An 18,062-nucleotide genomic window follows, 5' to 3' on the forward strand; every position below is an offset into this window, starting at 1 on the left:
CGCGACATGCCTGTTCACGAGGACCGCACCACGGACAGCGACGTCCTGGTGATCGGAGCCGGCCCGGTCGGGCTGACGTGTGCGACCTTCCTGGCCCGCGACGGCTGGAAGGTGACTGTTCTCGAACGGTGGCCCTCCCCCTATCCCCGGCCGCGCGCCGTGCACTTCGACGACGAGGTCGCCCGCCTGCTCGCTGGGACCGGACTCGGCCCACGGCTCGGTGACCTCACGGAGGCGGCCGACACCTACGAATGGCGCAACGCCGGCGGTGAGACGCTTCTGCGCTTCGACTGGTCGGGGCTCGGGCCCTCCGGCTGGCCCACCGCGTCGATGATGTACCAGCCGGACCTCGAACGGGCACTCGTCGATGCGGCGGAGGCCACCGGAGCCGTCACCGTTCTGCGCGGCCACGAGGCCGTCCAGCTCGTCGAGAACCCCGACGCGGTGCGGGTCACCACCCGGGACACACAGGGCCGTGAACATGGCTTCACCGCCGCGTGGATCGTCGGAGCCGACGGAGCGAACAGTTTCGTCCGCACCCACATGCCGACCGAGATGCTCGACCTGGGCTTCTTCTACGACTGGCTGATCGTCGATGTGCGCCCGCACGATCACGAGCGCATATGGAACCCCGTCAACCTGCAGATCTGCGACCCGGCCCGGCCCACCACCGCCGTCTCCGGCGGGCCGGGGCGCAGACGGTGGGAGTTCATGCGCATGCCGGGAGAAACGGTGGAAGGGCTCAACACCGAGGCCACCGCCTGGCAGCTGCTGGCGTCCTGGGGCCTCTCCCCCGACAACTGCACCCTGGAGCGGCACGCCGTCTACACCTTCCAGGCACAGTGGGCCGACATCTGGCGCGCCGGCCGCCTGGTGCTCGCTGGTGACGCCGCCCACCTGATGCCGCCTTTCGCCGGTCAGGGCATGTGCTCCGGAATCCGGGACGCCGCCAACCTCGCCTGGAAGCTGCACCTCGTCCTCACGGGCGAGGCAGACCCCGCGGTCCTGGACACCTACGGCAGCGAGCGCGGCGCCCACGTCCAGCACGCCATCGGCATGTCCGTCGAACTCGGCAAGGTCATCTGCGTCACCGACCCCGACACCGCGGCCGGCCGGGACGCCTTCATGACCGGACAGGGCGCGGATCCGGAACGGATCCTGCCCCCGCTGCCTCCGGCGATGCTCCTCGAAGGCGTCATCTCCGCCGAGCCGGACCGGTCGGCCGGGAAACTCAGTCCACAGGCACGTGTCCGCCACCGCGACCGCACCGGGCTCCTGGACGAAGTCGTCGGGCACGGCTTCGTGGTGGCATCCACCAGCGACCCGCGCGCTGTTCTGCCTCGCGAGCAGGTCGCTTTCCTCGACCGGGTCGGCGCACGCCTGCTGCACCTCGTGCCGACAGGCGGCACGGCCGACCCCGAGACGGCCGCCTTCGACGTCGACGACGCCTATCTGCCGCACCTTCAGGCAGCGGGCCACACCGGCGTGGTGATCCGGCCCGATCACTACCTCTTCGGCGCCGCACGGAACCCGCAGGAACTGACCGCCCTCGTCGCTGAACTGGAGGGGCAGCTCGCCTCCCCCCAACGGTCCTCGGCACCCGTAAGTCCCACCTCCGAAGTCCCGGCAGGAAACGCATGAACACGCTCGACGCCACGGCGCCCGCAGCTCCGATCTGGACACCCGACCCGGGCACAGCCGCGCGGACGCGCATCGCCCGCTTCACCGAATTCGTGGCCGCCCGCACGGGCAGCACCCACGGCGACTACCGCTCGCTCTGGAAATGGTCCGTCGAGGACCTCGCCGGATTCTGGTCGGCAGTGTGGGACTTCTTCGACATCCGCTCCAGCCACCCGTACGACAGCGTCCTCGACGACGAGCCCATGCCGGCCACCCGGTGGTTCTCGGGTGCACGGCTCAACTACGCCGAGCACGCACTGCGCACCGGCGGGCCGCAGACCGCGGTCATCGCGGTGGCCGAGGACGGCACCACCAGTGACGTCAGTCGGGACGAACTCCGCCGCCAAGTGGGGTCGCTGGCCGCATGGATGCGCCGCAACGGTGTCGTGCCGGGCGACCGGGTCGCCGGCTACCTTCCCCACACCGTGCACGCCGTCGTCGCGTTCCTGGCGGCGGCCAGCATCGGCGCCGTCTGGTCCGCCTGCGGACAGGACTACGGAGCCGAAGCCGCGGCAGCCCGCTTCGCACAACTCGAACCGGTCGTCCTGTTCGCCGCCGACGGCTACGAGTGGAACGGCAAGCAGCACGACCGCCGCCCCGAGACCGGCCGGCTCCGTGAGGCCCTGCCCACCGTCCGGCACACCGTCCGCATCCCGTGCCTCTCCCTGCCGACAGCCCCCGACCCGTACGCCGTCGACTGGACGGACGTCACCGCCGGCCAGGACGAGCCCGTCTTCGAGCAACTGCCCTTCGACGCACCGCTGTGGGTGCTGTTCTCCTCGGGCACCACCGGCACGCCCAAAGGGATCGTGCACGGGCACGGCGGCGTCCTCCTGGACCACCACAAACTGCTGGGCCTGCACCTCGACCTGCGGCCCGAAGACCGGTTCCTCTGGTACACCACCACGAACTGGATGATGTGGAACATGGTGGTGTCCGGCCTGCTCGTGGGCGCGACCCTCGTGCTCTACGACGGCAGTCCCGCCTTCCCCGGACCGGACCGGCTGTGGGCACTGGCGGCGCAACACCGTGTCACGGCCCTGGGAATGAGCCCCGGCTACCTTCTGGGCTCGGCCAAGGCGGGCCTCGAACCCGGCCGTGACCACGACCTGTCCGCCCTGCGGGTGCTCGGCTCCACCGGCGCCCCACTGCCCGCCCGGCCCTACGGGTGGGTGCACGAGCACGTGGGATCCCACGTGCAGGTCGCCTCCACCAGCGGCGGCACCGACATCGTCAGCGGATTCGCGGGCGGTGCGCCCAACACCCCTGTGTGGGCTGGGGAGATCTCCGCCCCTTTGTTGGGCGTCGCACTCGAATCGTGGGACTCGGCAGGGCGGCCCGTCGTCGACCAGGTGGGCGAACTGGTCGTCACGCGGCCCATGCCCTCGATGCCTCTGTACTTCTGGAACGATCCGGACGGATCGCGCTACCGCGAGGCGTACTTCAGCGTCTTTCCTGGCGTATGGCGGCACGGGGACTGGATGACCCTGACCTCCCGCGGCAGCGTCATCGTGTCCGGGCGCTCCGACTCCACCCTCAACCGCCAGGGAGTCCGGCTCGGCAGCGCGGACGTCTACGCCGTCGTCGACAGCCTGCCGGGCATCCGCGAGAGCCTCGTCATCGGCGCGGAACTGGCCGACGGCGGTTACTGGATGCCCCTGTTCGTCGTGATGGAACCGGGCCACGAACTCACCAATGCCGTACGCGACCGCATCGACGCCGCCCTGCGCACCCACGCCTCACCCCGGCACGTACCCGACACGATCCTCGCCGTACCCGCCGTACCCCACACCCGCACCGGAAAGAAGCTGGAGGTGCCCGTCAAGCGCCTCCTGCAAGGAGATTCGCTCGACCAGGTGGCCGACCCCGGGGCGGTCGACGACTTCGGGGCCCTCACCTACTTCACCCGCTTCCGCGACCGGCGCACCGAATAACCGAATAGGGGACGTCAGCCACGGTACGACGCACCCGCCCGGCGACACCGGCCCCCTACCCATCCACTGCATGCCAGACCCGCGCCGACCCTACGGACAGCCCTCCCGTCAACGGAGTAAGCACAAATAGATAAGTTTCAAGGAAAAGAGGTACTTGCATGCCGACACCTCCGTTCGTCGATGTGCACGCACACTTCGTCACCGACCGGTACGTCGAGGAGGCCAGAGCCGCAGGCCACCTCCACCCGGACGGCATGCCGGGCTGGCCGGACTGGAGTCCTGCCGGCCACCTCGCCATGATGGACAGGGCAGGGATCGGCAAGGCCATGCTCTCCGTCTCCTCGCCCGGCACGCATTTCGGCCAGGACACGGCCGCCCGCTCCCTGACCCGGCATGTGAACGAATACGCGGCCCGCCTCCGCGCACAACACCCCGACCGCTTCGGCCACTTCGCCTCCCTGCCTCTGCCCGACGTACAGGGCTCGGTGGCGGAAGCCGGCCACGCGCTCGACGTCCTCGGCGCGCACGGCCTCGCCGTGGAGACCAACTCGCACGGAATCTACCTGGGCAACGAGAAGTTCGAACCGCTGTGGGAGGAGCTGGACCGGCACGGGGCCGTCGTGTTCGTCCACCCGACCTCTCCACCCGGCGCGGAAGACATCTCGCTCGGGCGGCCCCGCCCGATGATGGAGTTCCTCTTCGACTCGGCACGGGCCGCCTCGGACCTCGTCCTCAACGGAGTACTGGAGCGTCGGCCCAACATCCGGTGGATCTTCACGCACGGCGGCGGGGTCCTGCCACTGCTCACGGACCGCATCCAACTGTTCGCCACCGCCCTGGCGAAGGCACATGCGGACACGGCACCGGTACGCGACCAGCTCGCCCGCATGTGGTTCGACCTCGCCGGCACCCCCTTCCCCCGCCAGGTCCCCGCACTTGTCGACCTCGTCGGCGACCAGCATCTGCTCTACGGCAGCGACTACTGCTGGACCCCGGCCGACATGGCGATCGAGCAGGCGGCCTCGATCGACTCGGCCGACCAGCCCGAGGCCGACACCTGGCGCGCGCTGACCTCACGCAACGCCCGCCGGCTCCTGGAGAGCCGACCGACCGCCTCCGTTCGAGGAGTCCACCGATGACCACCGATGCCGCGCCCCTCCATGGCCGCCTGCTGCTGAAGTCGGCGACGGTGGTCAACACCCGGGACGGGACCCGTACCCCCGACACCGACGTACTGATCGGCGACGGCCGCATCCTCCAGGGCGGCCGCGGCATCGAAGAAGCGACCGCAGCCACGGTCGACGCGTCCGGAACGTACGTCGTTCCGGGCTACGCGGACATGCACGCACACGCACTCGACCACCACGCCGACGGCCTGCGACTGATGCTGGCACACGGCGTGACCGGCTTCCGGCAGATGGCCGGCTCCCTCGACAAGCTCCGTGACCGCGCGGCAGGAAATCTCCGCCTTCCGACGGACTCCCCGGCCCTGCTCGCGCTGCCAGGACCACTCCTGCAACCCATGAACAGCGCCACCAGCGCCCAGGCCGTCGCCACCGTGCGCGAGCAGTACGAAGCCGGGGCCGACTTCATCAAGGTCGGCATGGTCACCCGTGAGGTCTTCTTCGACGCCCAGGCCGAAGCGACCAGCCTCGGCCTGCCCATCGTCGGCCACCTGCCCCCCGGCATCGACGTGGCCGAGGTGTCCCGGCTGGGCATGAAGTCCATCGAACACCTGGGCCCAGGCGCCGCTCTGGTCTCCTGCTGCTCGCCCCAACAGGACCGACTCCGGGAAGCCTCCGCCCGGTCGGCGCCGGCACTTCCGCACATCAGACTCCCCTTCATGGACAGAATCGCCAAGAGGGTCCTGGCGAAGCTCGTCGTCAATCCCGTGAACCTCAACAAGCCCGCCCAGATCGCGATCCTGGACCAGGCCCTGGGCACCTACGACGAGGACCTGGCCCGTACCCTCGCCGGCCACTTCGTTGCCGACCGCACCTGGCAGGTGCCGACGCTGATCCGGCTCAAGACCCAACACCTCTGCGACGAACCGGCGTTCGACTCTGATCCCGACCTGCGCTACATCTCCCCGAGGGCGCTCAAGTCGTGGCGAGCCGCAGCCGCGAAATTCGCCAGGTTCTCACCCGCCGAGCGCGCGACGTTCCACGCTGCGTACGCCAACCAACTGGCCCTCACCAAACTGTTCGACGACGCCAGAGTGCCGATGCTCGCCGGCAGTGACTGCTCGGGAGCGGCCTGGCTCGTACCCGGTGCGTCCCTGCACCACGAATTCGACGAACTCGCCAGGGCGGGCCTCAGTCCCCTGCGCATCCTGCAGATGGCCACCTTGCGCCCGGCGGAATTCCTCGGCGCCACCGACACGAGCGGAACGGTCGAACCCGGCAAGAACGCGGACCTCGTCCTGCTCGCCGCCGACCCTCTCGCAAACAGCGACAACCTTCACAGCATCCAAGGAGTGATCCGGTCCGGTCGGTACTACAGCACCGCCGACCTGAATCGGCTCAAGGAAGATATTGCCGCCCGCCGAAGCGTCAGCTGACACCGTCTTCACCGACGCGGAGATTATGACCATCAGCGAGACCCCCGCGGCCTGCATAACGCGGCCGCGATCGCCAAAACTTCACCTCGGCTGAACGCGCTGGTCTTCGGATCCGCGGCCTCCATCGGCTGCGCTATGACACCCACCGCTCCACTGTTCGCCCAGGCGCAGCAGGTCACCGGCGCGCGGGCAGCAGGCATCGCAGCACCCCACGCTCGATCAGGCGGAACTTGCCCTGGGCCGGCAGATCTTTGACGCCGGCGTGGCTGCCGAAACGGCGTGACCGTGCTGAACGGCCAGAAACTCGGCCGCCCCACCTTCGACCACGCCCACCGCCTGCTGCGACAGTCCAAACACTCAGACGTCCTCGCCAACGAACGCCGTACACCCATAGCCGGACCAACCGCATCGACCGGCTGGTCTGCCTGTCCATCCAGACGGTGGCCGTCCCCGTCATCACCACCATGCGCTAGACGATGCGCCCGCAAGAACAGGGCCCATGCCCCGGACCGGACGGTCAACCGAACGAGCCACACGCGGTGGTGGGTTGATCGCGATCAGCGGAGGACCCGGCCGACGCGGCAAAGAGGCATCACGATCACTGCTCAGGCCTCGCAGGATGACGCCGTCGGTGGTCTCGGCGAGTGTTCCCATCCGGGCGAGTGGCCTGCCTTGCACCCCAATAGTTCACGGATCTCGCCCCCAGCAGAGGGCCCAACACGGACAACATGGTGCCCCCTCCGGCCGATCGGAGGGGGCAGCTTCACGGGGCCCTACAACGCGACGAAGGTGTGGACGCTGTTCAGCTCCGACACAGTGCCCTGGCCGAGGGTGCACTTGGTGATGTCGAGAGACGGCGCGGTCATGACTTCAATGAAGTTGTGCCCGGCAAGAACGCCCTCCGTGATCTTGCCCGAGAACGTGTTCTGGAACAGAGCGCCGACGACTTCCGACACTCTCTGAGCAGTGACCTTGCTGGTCTTGCCGTTGTTCCACTTGATCGTCCAGGACACCGTTCCCGTCGACAGCAGCTGCAGACAGGAACGATTCGTCACGTTGCTGTCCTTGTGGGTGCCGCTCGTGATGCCCGCAGCAGCACCGGTGCCCACACAGGCCGAGTACTTCTGGTCGATGGTCCGCGTCGTGTCCGATGCGGTCTGAGTGATCGGCGGGTTGTACGTGGTCTTCGAGGTGCCGGCCAGACAGTTCAGGGTGTCGAGAGCGGCCGTGCCTGCCGTGGCAGGCGCAGCGGAAAGCCCTGCGGCGCAGGTGGCGAGCAGGGTGGATGCGGCGATCAGGGAGCCGATTCGGTTCACGGAAGGTACCTCCGAGCGAGTGCGACGATGCCGAACTCCTTTGTCCCGCAGAGGCAAGACGACGTACCGGGATACGGCCGATGTTCCCTCGTTCGGCTGATGACTCTTGCCTCCCGCCTCCCGCGAACATCACGACCCGTTTACGGGCGGGGTGTGCAAGAGCTTTGCGGGTGCTTGAGCACTCGGTGGGATGCGCACGTTCGGTCTGAGCTGCATCCGGCAACGCCGGCCGGCGAACGATTTCCCTCCCAACTGCGGCGGCCCCAAGGAGGGCCCCGGGTGAACGCCTCGACTCGCGACGCTCATGCAACGGAGTCCTGATCCTGCCGAACGTCCCGGCCGCCGAGCGCCATCGAGGAGGCCGCTCGCGGTCAGGGTCTGGGAGCGCGAACGGCCTCCGGTCGGCAAGGGCAAGGGGGAGCGTCCCGACCCAAATGAGTTGCCATGCCTTGGCAGTTGCCTTGCGGAGCCGATGTTCGTTACGAGCCCGGGCATGCCGTCACGGCAGAGGTGCCCGGTCGGCATGCTGCCCTTGGAGCACTCGCCGGGGTTGGCGATGTACAAGCCGGGGTCGCCGGAACGCTTTGTCGACCTCCCGTGGCGGCCAGGCAAGGAATGCACGGGCCTTGCGCTGTCCCCGCGACGCCCGCCCATCCCCCAGGAGACCCGTCGGCCCTCGCTGTTCGTCCAGGCGCCGCTCCTCGTGCCGGGCGAAGCGGCTGATGCGCCCTCAGGCCGCCACGGCGACGTCGGCGGCGTGCAGGTGGCGGGAGTTGACAGTGAGGTCGGCCTTGCCGAACAGCAGGGCGTAGCCGGCGGGTAGTTGGGCCAGGATGCGATCCAGGAGCTGCGGTGGCAGGGTGCGGGCCAGGGAGACGAGGACGGATCCGACGTCCCAGCGTGTCGTGGCGTAGGGCGCGTCGGTGGATGCGGCGAGGTTCTTGACGAACGCGTGCGCGGTCACGCTGGTGCCGCTGGGCGCCGCCTGCGCGAGACACCGCGCGGCTTCGGTGGGCAACTGGCGGCCCACTTCGGCGCGTTCAGCGCCGGTGAGTTGTTCGCCCAGGGCGGCCAGCACGGTGACGGCGACGCGCTCGGCCTGCTCCAGGGTGGCATAGGCACCCTGATAGCGGATCTGCTCCAACAGGTTCGTGTAGGCGTCGGAGGGGGCGTGCACGGGGACGGGTCCTTTCACACGTCGGTCGAGTGGCCGAGGCCCGGCCCGCCGGGGGCGGGACGGGACTCGGCCGTAGATCTGCAGGGGTGCGGGTCAGACGGACAGCTGCTTGGTGTCGCTACGGGCGCCGGGAGTGATGCTGATCCTGCGCGGCTTGGCGCGTTCGGCGATCGGGATGCGCAGGGTCAGGACACCCGCGTCGAAGGTGGCGTCGATGCGCTCGGTGTCGAGCGTGTCGGCCAGCATCACCTGCCGGGAGAAGACTCCCACAGGCCGCTCGGAGAGTTCCATCTGCGTGTTCTCGCCGACGAGGACGGGACGGCGTTCCGCCTTGACGGTGAGCATGTTGCGCTCGACGTCGATGTCGATGGCTTCCGGTGTGATCCCGGGCAGGTCGAGACAGATGACGTAGTCGTCGCCGTCCCGGTAGGCGTCCATCGGCATCTGAGTGGGCTTGGTCCATGTCCCGGCCGGTCCGGCCAGGAGCTGCTGGGTGAGGCGGTCGATCTCACGGAAGGGGTCGGTACGCATCAGCATCTCGCTACACCTCCAGGGTTCGGGGCATTCCTGCCGCGTGCTCTGCACGTGCCACAGGTTGTATCATGTCATCGGAACGATGACAACAAAGGATGTCATCAAAGCGATGACATGCAGGAGGCGACGTGTCCCAGACCCCTGAGCCCGGCGGCCCTCAAGCCGCCCCCGAATCATTCTTCGCCGCGTACGCCGCTTTGCAGGACATGACCAGCACCGCAGCGGCCGCCCACCACCCGGCAGCCACCGAGGCCGGACCCCAGGTCAACGCGGCGCTGGACGCACTCGTCCTGCTGCGCGAACTACGGGGACAGATCGCAGGCTGGGAAGCGTCCCTGATCGGCACCGCCCGCCAGGCGGGAGCCAGCTGGGACAGCCTCGCCCGGCCTCTGGGCGTCAACAGCCGCCAGGCCGCAGAGCGCCGCTACCTGAGACTGCTGCCCGGCGCGGCGGGCACTACCGGCGACCAACGCGCCCAGGCCGTTCGCGACGAACGCGCCGAACAACGCACTCTCGACACCTGGGCCCGGGCCCATGCCGGGGATCTGCGTCAGCTCGCCGGCAGGATCACCGCCCTCGCCGCTCTCCCGTCGGCAGCACAGCCGGCACTCGACCGCCTTCGCCAAGCCCTCACCCACGACGACGCCGCCCGGCTCCTGGCCCCGCTCACCGATGTACACGTCCACCTGCCCGCAGGCACCGCGCTGACCCGAGAAGTCCGCACCACTCTCCAGCAAGTCGACGAACGGACTGCCGCCGGCAAAAAGCCCCACTGACTCTCCGGCGCACGCCGTTGACATGCCTGGCCAGTGCTTACGACGCATGAGGCCGATGGGGCCCAAAACACGGGCAGGTACGTGCCAGCAGCCTCCCGTTGCTCCCTTCTGGATTGCGCGTCGCCGACCGTCCGGCCCCTGTGGCGATGGCCACTGAGCCGGACCAGACACACGAGGGCGGTCCCGGCCTGTGGCCGGGACCGCCCTCTACTTGGTGCCCGCGTGTCAGTGGTTTCCGTGAGCGCTGGCAGAAGCACCACCGAAGAGCCGCGCGACTGCGCGGAACGGAAGCGTGACAACCGTGGCGATGGCTCCACCAATCGATCGCAGAACATCTGCAATGGCCTTCAGCATGACGGGACCTCCAAGAACGGTTCTTGCTTTCTTTCTTGCACCACGAGCGGTGAACTCCTGCACAAGTTGCTCTCCACTCCGGTTGCCCGACGTCCCACGCTGAAAACCAAGACGTCCAGCACCGGAATCCCGAGCGGACCACTCACCCTGCCCGCCTGCCGACCGACCGACACGGAGTGTGCCGCAACCACAGGCGACGGCAGACACAGGCAGAGGGGCAAGGCATGCCCTTCGCGCTGAATGCCGGGCTGCCGGGTCGCGTCACAAGGTCGTGTCGACGCGACGCCCACACATCGAGGGGGTGCACCGCACATCATGCGAGGCACGCCTTCGTCATGTGCGCTCGGCCTCCGTGCCGTCGAGCTGCAGGTGAGGCGTGCCCGGCGCCGCCTCGCGTCCGGGCCAAGGTGCCATGTGTTTGAGTTCGTGGCACACAGGGCAGAGCCAGCCTTCCCAAACAAGTGTGCGAGGGTACGGGGCATGACATCAGAACGCCTCGAAACCCGGATTGAGCAGCACGGAAGCATCGTGAAGGTAGCGATTTCCGGCGAAGCAGACCTGGAGAGCGTCGCAGAGATCGCAGGCGCGCTCAGCCACGCTCTGCACGATCCGCGCTCCGAAGCAACAGTGGTCGATCTGTCCGGCCTCGTCTTTGCCGACAGCATGCTCCTCAACCAGCTCCTCAAGACCCATGCCGACCATGGCGAGGCGGAGAAGCCGTTGCGGATGGCGGGCCCGCTGCAGCCCGGCGTCGGGCGGCTGCTGAAGATCACCGGTTGCGACCAGATCCTCGACGTCGCGGCTGATCTGGAAGCCGCCCTGGCCGCACTGGACTCGACGGGGAGCTGAAGCACGCCGCCTGGCGCCCCGGCTCTTGTGTGCGGCTGCCGATGTCGGGCAGACGAACCGCAACACACGCCGTGGACAAGAAAAGGATCAGCCCATAGCCACCGTAGAAAGGACGCTGGAGATGGCGAGCCCTCCCGCTCACCGCACGATGACGGATCTGACCTGCCCCGAGGCTCGCAGCCACGTCAGGACCGCGCTCCAGCCTCTGCTTGAGACACTGCCGGCCCAGCAAGCCACCCTGCTGCAGCAGGACGCCTGTCTGATCGCCAGCGAACTTGTCACCAACGCCCTGCTCCACGCGGGCGGCGTCAGGGACTTCCTCGTGAGCATCCAGGGCAGCGCCCTGACCATCCATGTCAGCGACTTCAGCACCACCTTGCCCACCCACCGCGCCACAGCGCGCGCAACACCCGGCGGCCACGGCTGGCTGATCATCCAACGGCTCAGCGCCGACGTCGCCATCGAGCCGGATGCACTCGGCAAGACCATCAGCGTCACCCTCGACGCGCTCCGCGCGATCGGCTGAACGACCCCAGGCCGCACTCCACCTCCCCGCCCTCCTCATTTGGGCCCGGCGATAGACCGCCGTCAGCGATCGGCCGCTTCGACATCACCGGCGCGCTCATCGGCCTGGCCGGGATGGCAGTCATCATGCGCGCCCCGCGCGACCACTGACTTCGACGCTGCATCACGGGAGACCGTGGGCCATCGGATCCCCCGTCGCGTGGAGGGGTGGTGCCGAGTCAGGCGGCGACGGCGATACCGATACCGATCGCGATGAACAGCCAGCCGGTGGTCAGCTCCCAACAGTGGCGGATCTTCGGGCGGGCGAGCAGGGCAAGTAGCCGTGCAGCGACGACGACCAGGGCGAACCAGTAGAACAGTGCTGCCTTGGGGTTGAGGACGTTGGTGAGGAACCCTTCGCCGAATCCCGAGCGCCATCGTGCGCCGGCCGGCCGGGGCTGGTCCGATGCCGGCGACACGGCACCACAGGAGCTGTCTTTGTGCCGAGTTCCTCGGGCGGCGTGCTCCCGTGTGGCACGCCGGGCGGCGAGAGCGGCCCGCGCTCCGAGGTAGACGAGATAGGCAGCGCCCAGGAGCTTGATGGCGTCGTACACGACGGGCGAACGTGCGGCGATCACCGACAGCCCGATGGCGGCTGCGAGCATGTGCACGCACAACCCGGCCTGTGCGCCCAGCGCCGCTGCCCGTCCTTTCGACGGGTGCTCGGCGGCCGAGCGCACGACGACCAGGAAGTCCGGTCCGGGGACCACGTAGGCCACCAACATCACGCCGATGAAGCCGATGAGGTCGACGGACATCCGTTCTCCGTTCGTCGGACCATGACAGCCATCTGCCTGTCGAACCGGCCCGTGGGCCCGCGCCGGGAGTACGGCCTCCTCAAAGCGTCATGGGACTATTCCGTCGTCATCAGGCCGGCGCGCAGGTTTGCGATCACGCGGCTGATCAGGCGGGAAACGTGCATCTGCGAGCAGCCCAGCTCCTCGCCGATCTCCTGCTGGGTCTTCTCCTCGACGAAGCGCAGATGGATCAGACGGCGGTCGCGCTCGTTCAGTTCGGCGATGAGCGGGGCCAGGGAGTGGAAGTTCTCCAGGAGTTCGAAGCGGTCCTCGTCGATGCCGATGAAGTCGGCGAGCATCGTCTCGGACTCGTCCTCCGCACCGTTCACGGCGGCATCGAGCGAGACACTGTTGTAGCCGTTGGAGGCCTTCTGTGCCTCGGCGACCTCGGCCGGGTCCAGCTGCATCAACTCAGCCAGCTCGGCCGTCGAGGGCGCGCGCCCCAGCCGCGTGCGCAACTCCTCGGTGGCCTTGGACAGTTCAAGGCGTGCCTCCTGCAACCGGCGCGGCACGTGCACCGCCCACGACGTGTCACGGAAGAAGCGCTTGATCTCGCCGGTGATGTAGGGCACGGCGAACGAGGTGAACTCGACCTCGCGGCTCAGATCGAACCGGTCGATCGCCTTGATCAGGCCGATGGTGCCGACCTGGATGATGTCCTCCATGTCCTGCGGGCCACGGTGCTTGAATCGGCTGGCCGCGTACTGCACCAGGGACAGGTTCATCTCGATCAGCACATTGCGCACGTAGCTGTACTCGTGCGTGCCTTCCTCGAGCTGTGTGAGGCGGTCGAAGAAGTGCCGGCCTATCTCGCGGGCATCCTTGGGCCGCACGGATGCCGGGTCGGCGTAGGCCTGCTCGATCAGCTGATCCTGCACGCTGTCGGCAGTGGCGTGCGCCCGGTGGTCAACTGCCGTGATGCTCATGGTGGTCCCGCCCCTGTCTCTCGAAGTCCGCCTGCAGTTCTCTGCCTTCGCGCGGTTGCCCTCATCCGGCGCATTCACACACATCACAAATGTGTGACGGCGGCCACATCCATGGCCTCGGTATGTGGCCCGTGTCGGTGAGACCTGACCGCCCATGACCGTCTACCGGTCGAACGGCTCGTGGGAGGTCTGGTCCAGGACTTGGCAGGCGTATTCAAGGTCGTCCACCAGGCGGATGGCCTCGGCCAGGAGGGTGCCGTACGGGCGCGTGGTGTCCAGAACGGGGGTTGCTGCCTGTCGGGCGTATTCGGTGAGGGCGTCGAGTTGTTCGCGTGCTCCCTGGGCTGCTTGCTTCAGCGCACCGGTCTGCTGTGCAAGGAAGTTCTCGTCCACGCCGCTGAGGCGTTTGGTGATCTCACAGCATGCGGCGAGGAGCTTGCCGTAGGCGATGAGGAAGCCGCCGCGGCCGGTGTCTGATGTCTCGTCCTGCTGGGCGTAGGTGAGGCTGCGGCACAGAGCGCCGACCTGTCCGGCCACTCGTTCCAGGGAGTTGACGACGCCGCGGTATCCGGTGAAGTCGCCGTGCCGGCGGTGGGTGCGCAGGATGCGGCGCGGGTTGTAGGCCAGGGACTCGCGGGCGCGGGTGACGGCGTCTTGCGCCTGGGCGGCCAGCGGCAGCAGGTCTGCGGAGCGGCGCTGCCAGGAGGCCGTCTGATTTTCGTCGAGGCTCTGTTCTGTGAGGGCGTGTTCGATGTCCGTCAGCACGTCGCAGGTGGCGTGCGCGAGAGCACGCAGGGCCTGTTCCGCTGTGCGGTTCCGCAGTGGGGGGAAGAGCACCAGGTTGATGACGGTGCCGATGGCGCAGCCCGTGAGGACCAGTGCCACGATCTGGCCGAGCGCGGCCCACTGCTGGTGGCCCGGCACGGTGACGTAGGTGGAGAACGCGAACATGGCCGCCGTGGCGACTTGGCCGCCTTCGGTGCGCAGGGCACGCCAGCGGCCGATGATGAGGGCGAGCGCGGTGACGGTGGCGAAGGTGATGAGGTGAGGGCCGATGAGCTGGCCCAGGATCCCCTGAACCAGTACCCCGGCAGCGACCGCGGCGACATAGCGCAGGGATTGCCACAGCGACTGGTAGACCGTCACCTGCATGATGGCGACCGCGGAGAAGGGCGCGAAGGCCGGGGACTGGGCGTGCCACAGGTCGGAGGAGACGTACCAGCACGCCGTCGCGGCCAGCGTCGACTTGCTGATCATGAGGGTGACGTGGCGCTCGTGTCCGTCCGTTCCCCAGGCGCGGCTGAGCCAGCCTCGTGCGCGGGCCCAGTGATCTGCGATCCGGCTGCGCAGCGGGGCCTGCGGCGTGTTCATCAAGGTCTCCTAAGCCCTGCCGCCTCTCATGCCGAGGAGCGCAGCAGTCATGTGCTGTATTGCGTGGATCCGTGAGCGGGCGGCGGAACTATCGGTCCCCTCCGGCACCAGAACGTGGCGTCAGGGGACGCGGCTCAACAAGGCCCGGACCGCCTCGGAGCGGGGCATCAGCATCGGCGGATCCTTCTACGTACAGGTGCAAACCGCACCCCATTGCCCCGTCTCACAGCAATTCACGCCTACGAGCCGTGTGATCGCCCGCACAAGGACGCCGGACACGCCTACTATCGTTGCCATAGGGCAAGTGTTAACCGCTGCGGCCCCAGCCGGGAGCATCAGGAGCGGACCATCTTCTGCCGTCACAGAGCATCACTGGACCCGTGAAACGCGAAACAAATTTCCGGTCTCAGTTGACGTGCTTCCAAGTTCGTATCAAGCTGTCGGAACTCAACAGGACAGCGGGAGGTAGGACGGTGCTCAGCGGGACGCAACAGGCCTGGACAGCGCTGTATCTGCGCGATGAGCCGCACGGCATCCGCATCGCTCCCTCGGCCCCACTCGTCGAGGCACACGACCGCGGCGAGCGGATCAGCGTGACGGTGTACGGCGACGTGGACATCGATGTCGCCCCTGCCCTCCACGACGCGCTGCAGCAGGCACTTCGCCGGTCGGCCGCGGGCTTGGATCTGGAACTGGAGCCTCTCCGGTTCTGCGACGCGGCCGGGCTCCGCGTCCTGCTCCAGGTACGAGAGTCAGCCCTCGAGTCGGGCAAGACGGTCTACATCCGCTCCGCCAGTCCACTCGTCACGCGGCTCCTGGAAATCACCCGCACTGGCGCGCTCTTCGCGGGAACCACCCCCCACGAACCGGCGTCGAGGGAATCCGAGCATCGGCCTGCCCCTCTCCCCCGGCGTGGAGAACTCGCCTGATCCACCCTGTACTTGCTCCAGCCCCACCCGCCCGAACGACGCGGCCTGGTCGGTGCAGGATCAGGGCGCGTCGTCGCCCTTCCACGTCGCATACGTTCGGATCACCCTCCCGCGAACGGAACTGGGCCTGCCCGAAGAACTGCGAGTTCCAACGTGCACCCACCCAGCCACGCCTCCTGGATCTGGGAATGGGCCTCCGGCACGCCGACGCCTGGAGACGGCTCCCTGAACAGGGGTGACCTGCCCGCTGAGAACGATGGACTCTCAAGGTGCGGAAGGTTCACAAGGACGGGCCCGCATCATCTGAGGGTTCCCTCTCAGGGGTACAGCGCACGATAGGCGGCGGTTCGGTGACGCCATGGGCCGGCCTTTATGCAGGACCAAAGCCCTTTGCACGGACCCCGAGAAACCCTCTACCCTTTCCTGGTTGTCGACCATTTCCTACCCGAGGTGACTCCGATCCGCCAGGCCCAGTAGCCGTTCGTCTTGAGGCTCCATTCCAGCTGTCCGCCACCGCGGACCCCTGACGCATGCCTCGACGACGGCGCCCTCCAACGGCCTGGGCCCGTTGCATCCTTGACGCTTTCACCCTGTCGCGCCGCGCGCGGACAGCGGCCTGCCCAGGCCCGTCCCCCTCCCGCTGCTCGCGAACAGAAAGCACACCATGTTCACCCGCACCCCCAGCCCGGCCGTCAAAGGCCGTAGCAGTACGGTCATCTTGGCCGTGGTGCTGATCGCCGAGCTGATGAATGCGCTCGACGCCTCCATCGTCTACACCGCGCTCCCCTTGATCCAGCAGGACACCGGCGCCTCCAGCGCCGCAATGCAGTGGATCCCGGCTGCCTACGCACTCGCCTTCGCCCTCGGCCTGATCACCGGCGGACGCCTCGGCGACCTGTTCGGCCGCAAAAGCGTCTTCCTCACCGGCACCGCCATCTTCACCCTGGCCTCCCTGCTGTGCGGGATCGCTAGCGGCCCGGGCCTGCTGGTGGCGGCGCGCGCCGTGCAGGGCGCCGGCGCGGCGGTGATGGTGCCGCAGGTCCTGGCCACCCTCGCGGTCACCTTCGACGGCCCGTCCCGGGCCCGGGCCTTCGGCCTGTACGGGGTGGTCATGTCACTGGGCGGAATCCTGGGCCCCGCGCTCGGTGCCGTTCTCACCGCCGCTGATGTCGCCGGTCTGGGCTGGCAGATGATCTTCCTGATCAATCTGCCGATCGGCCTGGCCACCCTGACCCTCGGCCGGCGGTTCCTGCCCGAGTCTCGTGCTTTGCGGGCACAGCGCCTGGACTTGGCCGGCGTGGTGCTCTCCACTGCCGCGATGTTGCTGGTCACTTACCCGCTCACCGTGGGCGGCGAGCGGCACTGGCCCGCTTGGAGTCTGCTCATGCTGGCCGCGGGAGCCGTGCTGCTGGCCGTCTTCGTACTCCACCAGCGTGCCAGGACCGCCCGGGGCAGGTCGGCGCTTGTCGCCCTCGCATTGTTCAGGAACCGGGCTTTTACCGGCGGGCTGGCCGCGCAGCTGACCTTCGGTCTGATGCTCGGCGTATTTCTGCTGACCTGGGTCCTGTTCATGCAGGACGGTCTGGGCCTCACGCCGTGGCAGTTCGCACCGGCCAACATCGCCATCTCCGTCGGCGGCATGGCAGGCGCGACGCTCGCCTCCAGGTGGACCGTCCGCCATCAGCGACGCGTCCCTCAGGCCGGCGCCCTCCTGATCGCCCTCACCCTGACCGGCTACCGGCTGCTGATCACCAGCCAAGGCACCGAGCTGTCCTTCGTGGCCGCCGCCGCACCGATGCTCCTCATCGGAGTCGGCCTGGGCGCGATCGGTGCCCAGCTGTCCGGCCTCACCCTCGGCCAAGTCCACAACGACGATGCCGGATCCGCCGCCGGACTGTTCAACACCGCCATGCAACTGGGCACCACACTCGGCCTCGCCATGGCGTCACTCGTCTTCTTCAAGCACGCCCCCGCAGGCAGCCACGGAGCCACCGTGACCACCGCCTTCGCAGGAAGCATCTGGTACATCCTCGCCGCCCTGACGGTGATGTGGGCCCTCATGTTCACCCTGCCCAAACCGACACGGGCCCTCTGACCGACAGGCCAGGATCCCTCGATGGCCGGATACCCGGCCATCGAGGGGAGAAAGGCACCCACCCAGAGCTCAGCGAAGTACTGTCGTGAATAGGGTTCCGGGAGGCATCCCGCGTCACTCGGACCCGGAACTTCGCACGGCCAACGTGCCGTCGGCGCAATTCCGATGCGACGAGGATGGTGACGTTGAAGCCTTCACAC

At 68.1% G+C, this 18,062-nt stretch carries 16 protein-coding genes; 9 read left to right on the forward strand and 7 right to left on the reverse strand.

All coding sequences use genetic code 11. The annotated features are described in order from the left end of the window. Window positions 1–6 precede the first annotated feature (6 nt). From G3I40_RS20640 to G3I40_RS20655, 4 genes are all read left to right on the forward strand, one after another. Entirely contained in the window at window positions 7–1,641 is a 1,635-nt protein-coding gene (locus tag G3I40_RS20640) for a bifunctional 3-(3-hydroxy-phenyl)propionate/3-hydroxycinnamic acid hydroxylase (protein ID WP_164303607.1), read from the forward strand. Further along, window positions 1,638–3,614 (forward strand): acetoacetate--CoA ligase, encoded by a 1,977-nt coding sequence (locus G3I40_RS20645; RefSeq protein ID WP_164303608.1) that lies wholly within the window; start codon window positions 1,638–1,640, stop codon window positions 3,612–3,614. Before G3I40_RS20640 ends, G3I40_RS20645 begins: the two co-directional genes overlap by 4 nt. A gap of 158 nt (window positions 3,615–3,772) precedes the next feature. After that, window positions 3,773–4,753: an amidohydrolase family protein gene (locus G3I40_RS20650; protein WP_164303609.1), complete on the forward strand. Its 981-nt coding sequence runs from the start codon at window positions 3,773–3,775 to the stop codon at window positions 4,751–4,753. After that, a complete protein-coding gene (locus G3I40_RS20655; RefSeq protein ID WP_164303610.1) occupies window positions 4,750–6,174 on the forward strand; it encodes an amidohydrolase family protein in 1,425 nt (474 codons plus the stop codon). Before G3I40_RS20650 ends, G3I40_RS20655 begins: the two co-directional genes overlap by 4 nt. Window positions 6,175–6,947: 773 nt before the next feature. Here the strand turns inward: G3I40_RS20655 and G3I40_RS20660 are convergent. The 3 genes from G3I40_RS20660 to G3I40_RS20670 form a co-directional block, all read right to left on the reverse strand. Continuing rightward, a complete protein-coding gene (locus tag G3I40_RS20660) occupies window positions 6,948–7,490 on the reverse strand; it encodes a hypothetical protein (RefSeq protein ID WP_164303611.1) in 543 nt (180 codons plus the stop codon). A gap of 730 nt (window positions 7,491–8,220) precedes the next feature. Then, on the reverse strand, window positions 8,221–8,667 hold the full coding sequence (locus G3I40_RS20665) for a DUF2267 domain-containing protein (protein ID WP_343244973.1): 447 nt from the start codon (window positions 8,665–8,667) through the stop codon (window positions 8,221–8,223). A 93-nt stretch (window positions 8,668–8,760) separates the two neighbouring features. After that, window positions 8,761–9,204, reverse strand: coding sequence for an Hsp20/alpha crystallin family protein (locus G3I40_RS20670; protein ID WP_164303613.1), 444 nt, complete (start codon window positions 9,202–9,204; stop codon window positions 8,761–8,763). Window positions 9,205–9,329: 125 nt separating this feature from the next. Between G3I40_RS20670 and G3I40_RS20675 the strand changes: the two genes are divergently transcribed. Continuing rightward, on the forward strand, window positions 9,330–9,977 hold the full coding sequence (locus G3I40_RS20675) for a hypothetical protein (RefSeq protein WP_164303614.1): 648 nt from the start codon (window positions 9,330–9,332) through the stop codon (window positions 9,975–9,977). Between the two features lie 225 nt (window positions 9,978–10,202). On the opposite strand, the gene G3I40_RS47935 is transcribed toward G3I40_RS20675, so the two are convergent. Beyond that, window positions 10,203–10,331 (reverse strand): LPFR motif small protein, encoded by a 129-nt coding sequence (locus G3I40_RS47935; RefSeq protein ID WP_275410205.1) that lies wholly within the window; start codon window positions 10,329–10,331, stop codon window positions 10,203–10,205. A 480-nt stretch (window positions 10,332–10,811) separates the two neighbouring features. On the opposite strand from G3I40_RS47935, the gene G3I40_RS20680 reads away from it, so the two are divergent. Together G3I40_RS20680 and G3I40_RS20685 are read left to right on the forward strand one after the other, a co-directional pair. Further along, window positions 10,812–11,180: an STAS domain-containing protein gene (locus G3I40_RS20680; RefSeq protein ID WP_164303615.1), complete on the forward strand. Its 369-nt coding sequence runs from the start codon at window positions 10,812–10,814 to the stop codon at window positions 11,178–11,180. Between the two features lie 148 nt (window positions 11,181–11,328). Next, window positions 11,329–11,706 carry an ATP-binding protein gene (locus tag G3I40_RS20685; RefSeq protein ID WP_164303616.1) on the forward strand — a complete coding sequence of 126 codons (378 nt, stop codon included), beginning with the start codon at window positions 11,329–11,331 and terminating at the stop codon, window positions 11,704–11,706. Between the two features lie 217 nt (window positions 11,707–11,923). Here G3I40_RS20685 and G3I40_RS20690 read toward each other — a convergent pair whose 3' ends face one another. From G3I40_RS20690 to G3I40_RS20700, 3 genes are all read right to left on the reverse strand, one after another. Further along, window positions 11,924–12,502 carry a LysE family translocator gene (locus tag G3I40_RS20690; RefSeq protein ID WP_164303617.1) on the reverse strand — a complete coding sequence of 193 codons (579 nt, stop codon included), beginning with the start codon at window positions 12,500–12,502 and terminating at the stop codon, window positions 11,924–11,926. 95 nt (window positions 12,503–12,597) lie between these two features. Next, on the reverse strand, window positions 12,598–13,467 hold the full coding sequence (locus G3I40_RS20695; RefSeq protein ID WP_164303618.1) for a SigB/SigF/SigG family RNA polymerase sigma factor: 870 nt from the start codon (window positions 13,465–13,467) through the stop codon (window positions 12,598–12,600). A 162-nt stretch (window positions 13,468–13,629) separates the two neighbouring features. Continuing rightward, the gene (locus tag G3I40_RS20700) at window positions 13,630–14,838 is read right to left on the reverse strand and encodes an FUSC family protein (RefSeq protein WP_239091844.1); all 1,209 of its coding nucleotides are present in this window, start codon (window positions 14,836–14,838) and stop codon (window positions 13,630–13,632) included. 473 nt (window positions 14,839–15,311) lie between these two features. Here G3I40_RS20700 and G3I40_RS20705 point away from each other — a divergent pair, with 473 nt between their 5' ends. Then, on the forward strand, window positions 15,312–15,767 hold the full coding sequence (locus G3I40_RS20705; RefSeq protein ID WP_164303619.1) for an STAS domain-containing protein: 456 nt from the start codon (window positions 15,312–15,314) through the stop codon (window positions 15,765–15,767). Between the two features lie 664 nt (window positions 15,768–16,431). After that, a complete protein-coding gene (locus G3I40_RS20710; protein ID WP_203644464.1) occupies window positions 16,432–17,862 on the forward strand; it encodes an MFS transporter in 1,431 nt (476 codons plus the stop codon). Window positions 17,863–18,062 lie beyond the last annotated feature (200 nt).

The organism is Streptomyces sp. SID14478 (assembly GCF_010548525.1).
Lineage (GTDB): Bacteria > Actinomycetota > Actinomycetes > Streptomycetales > Streptomycetaceae > Streptomyces.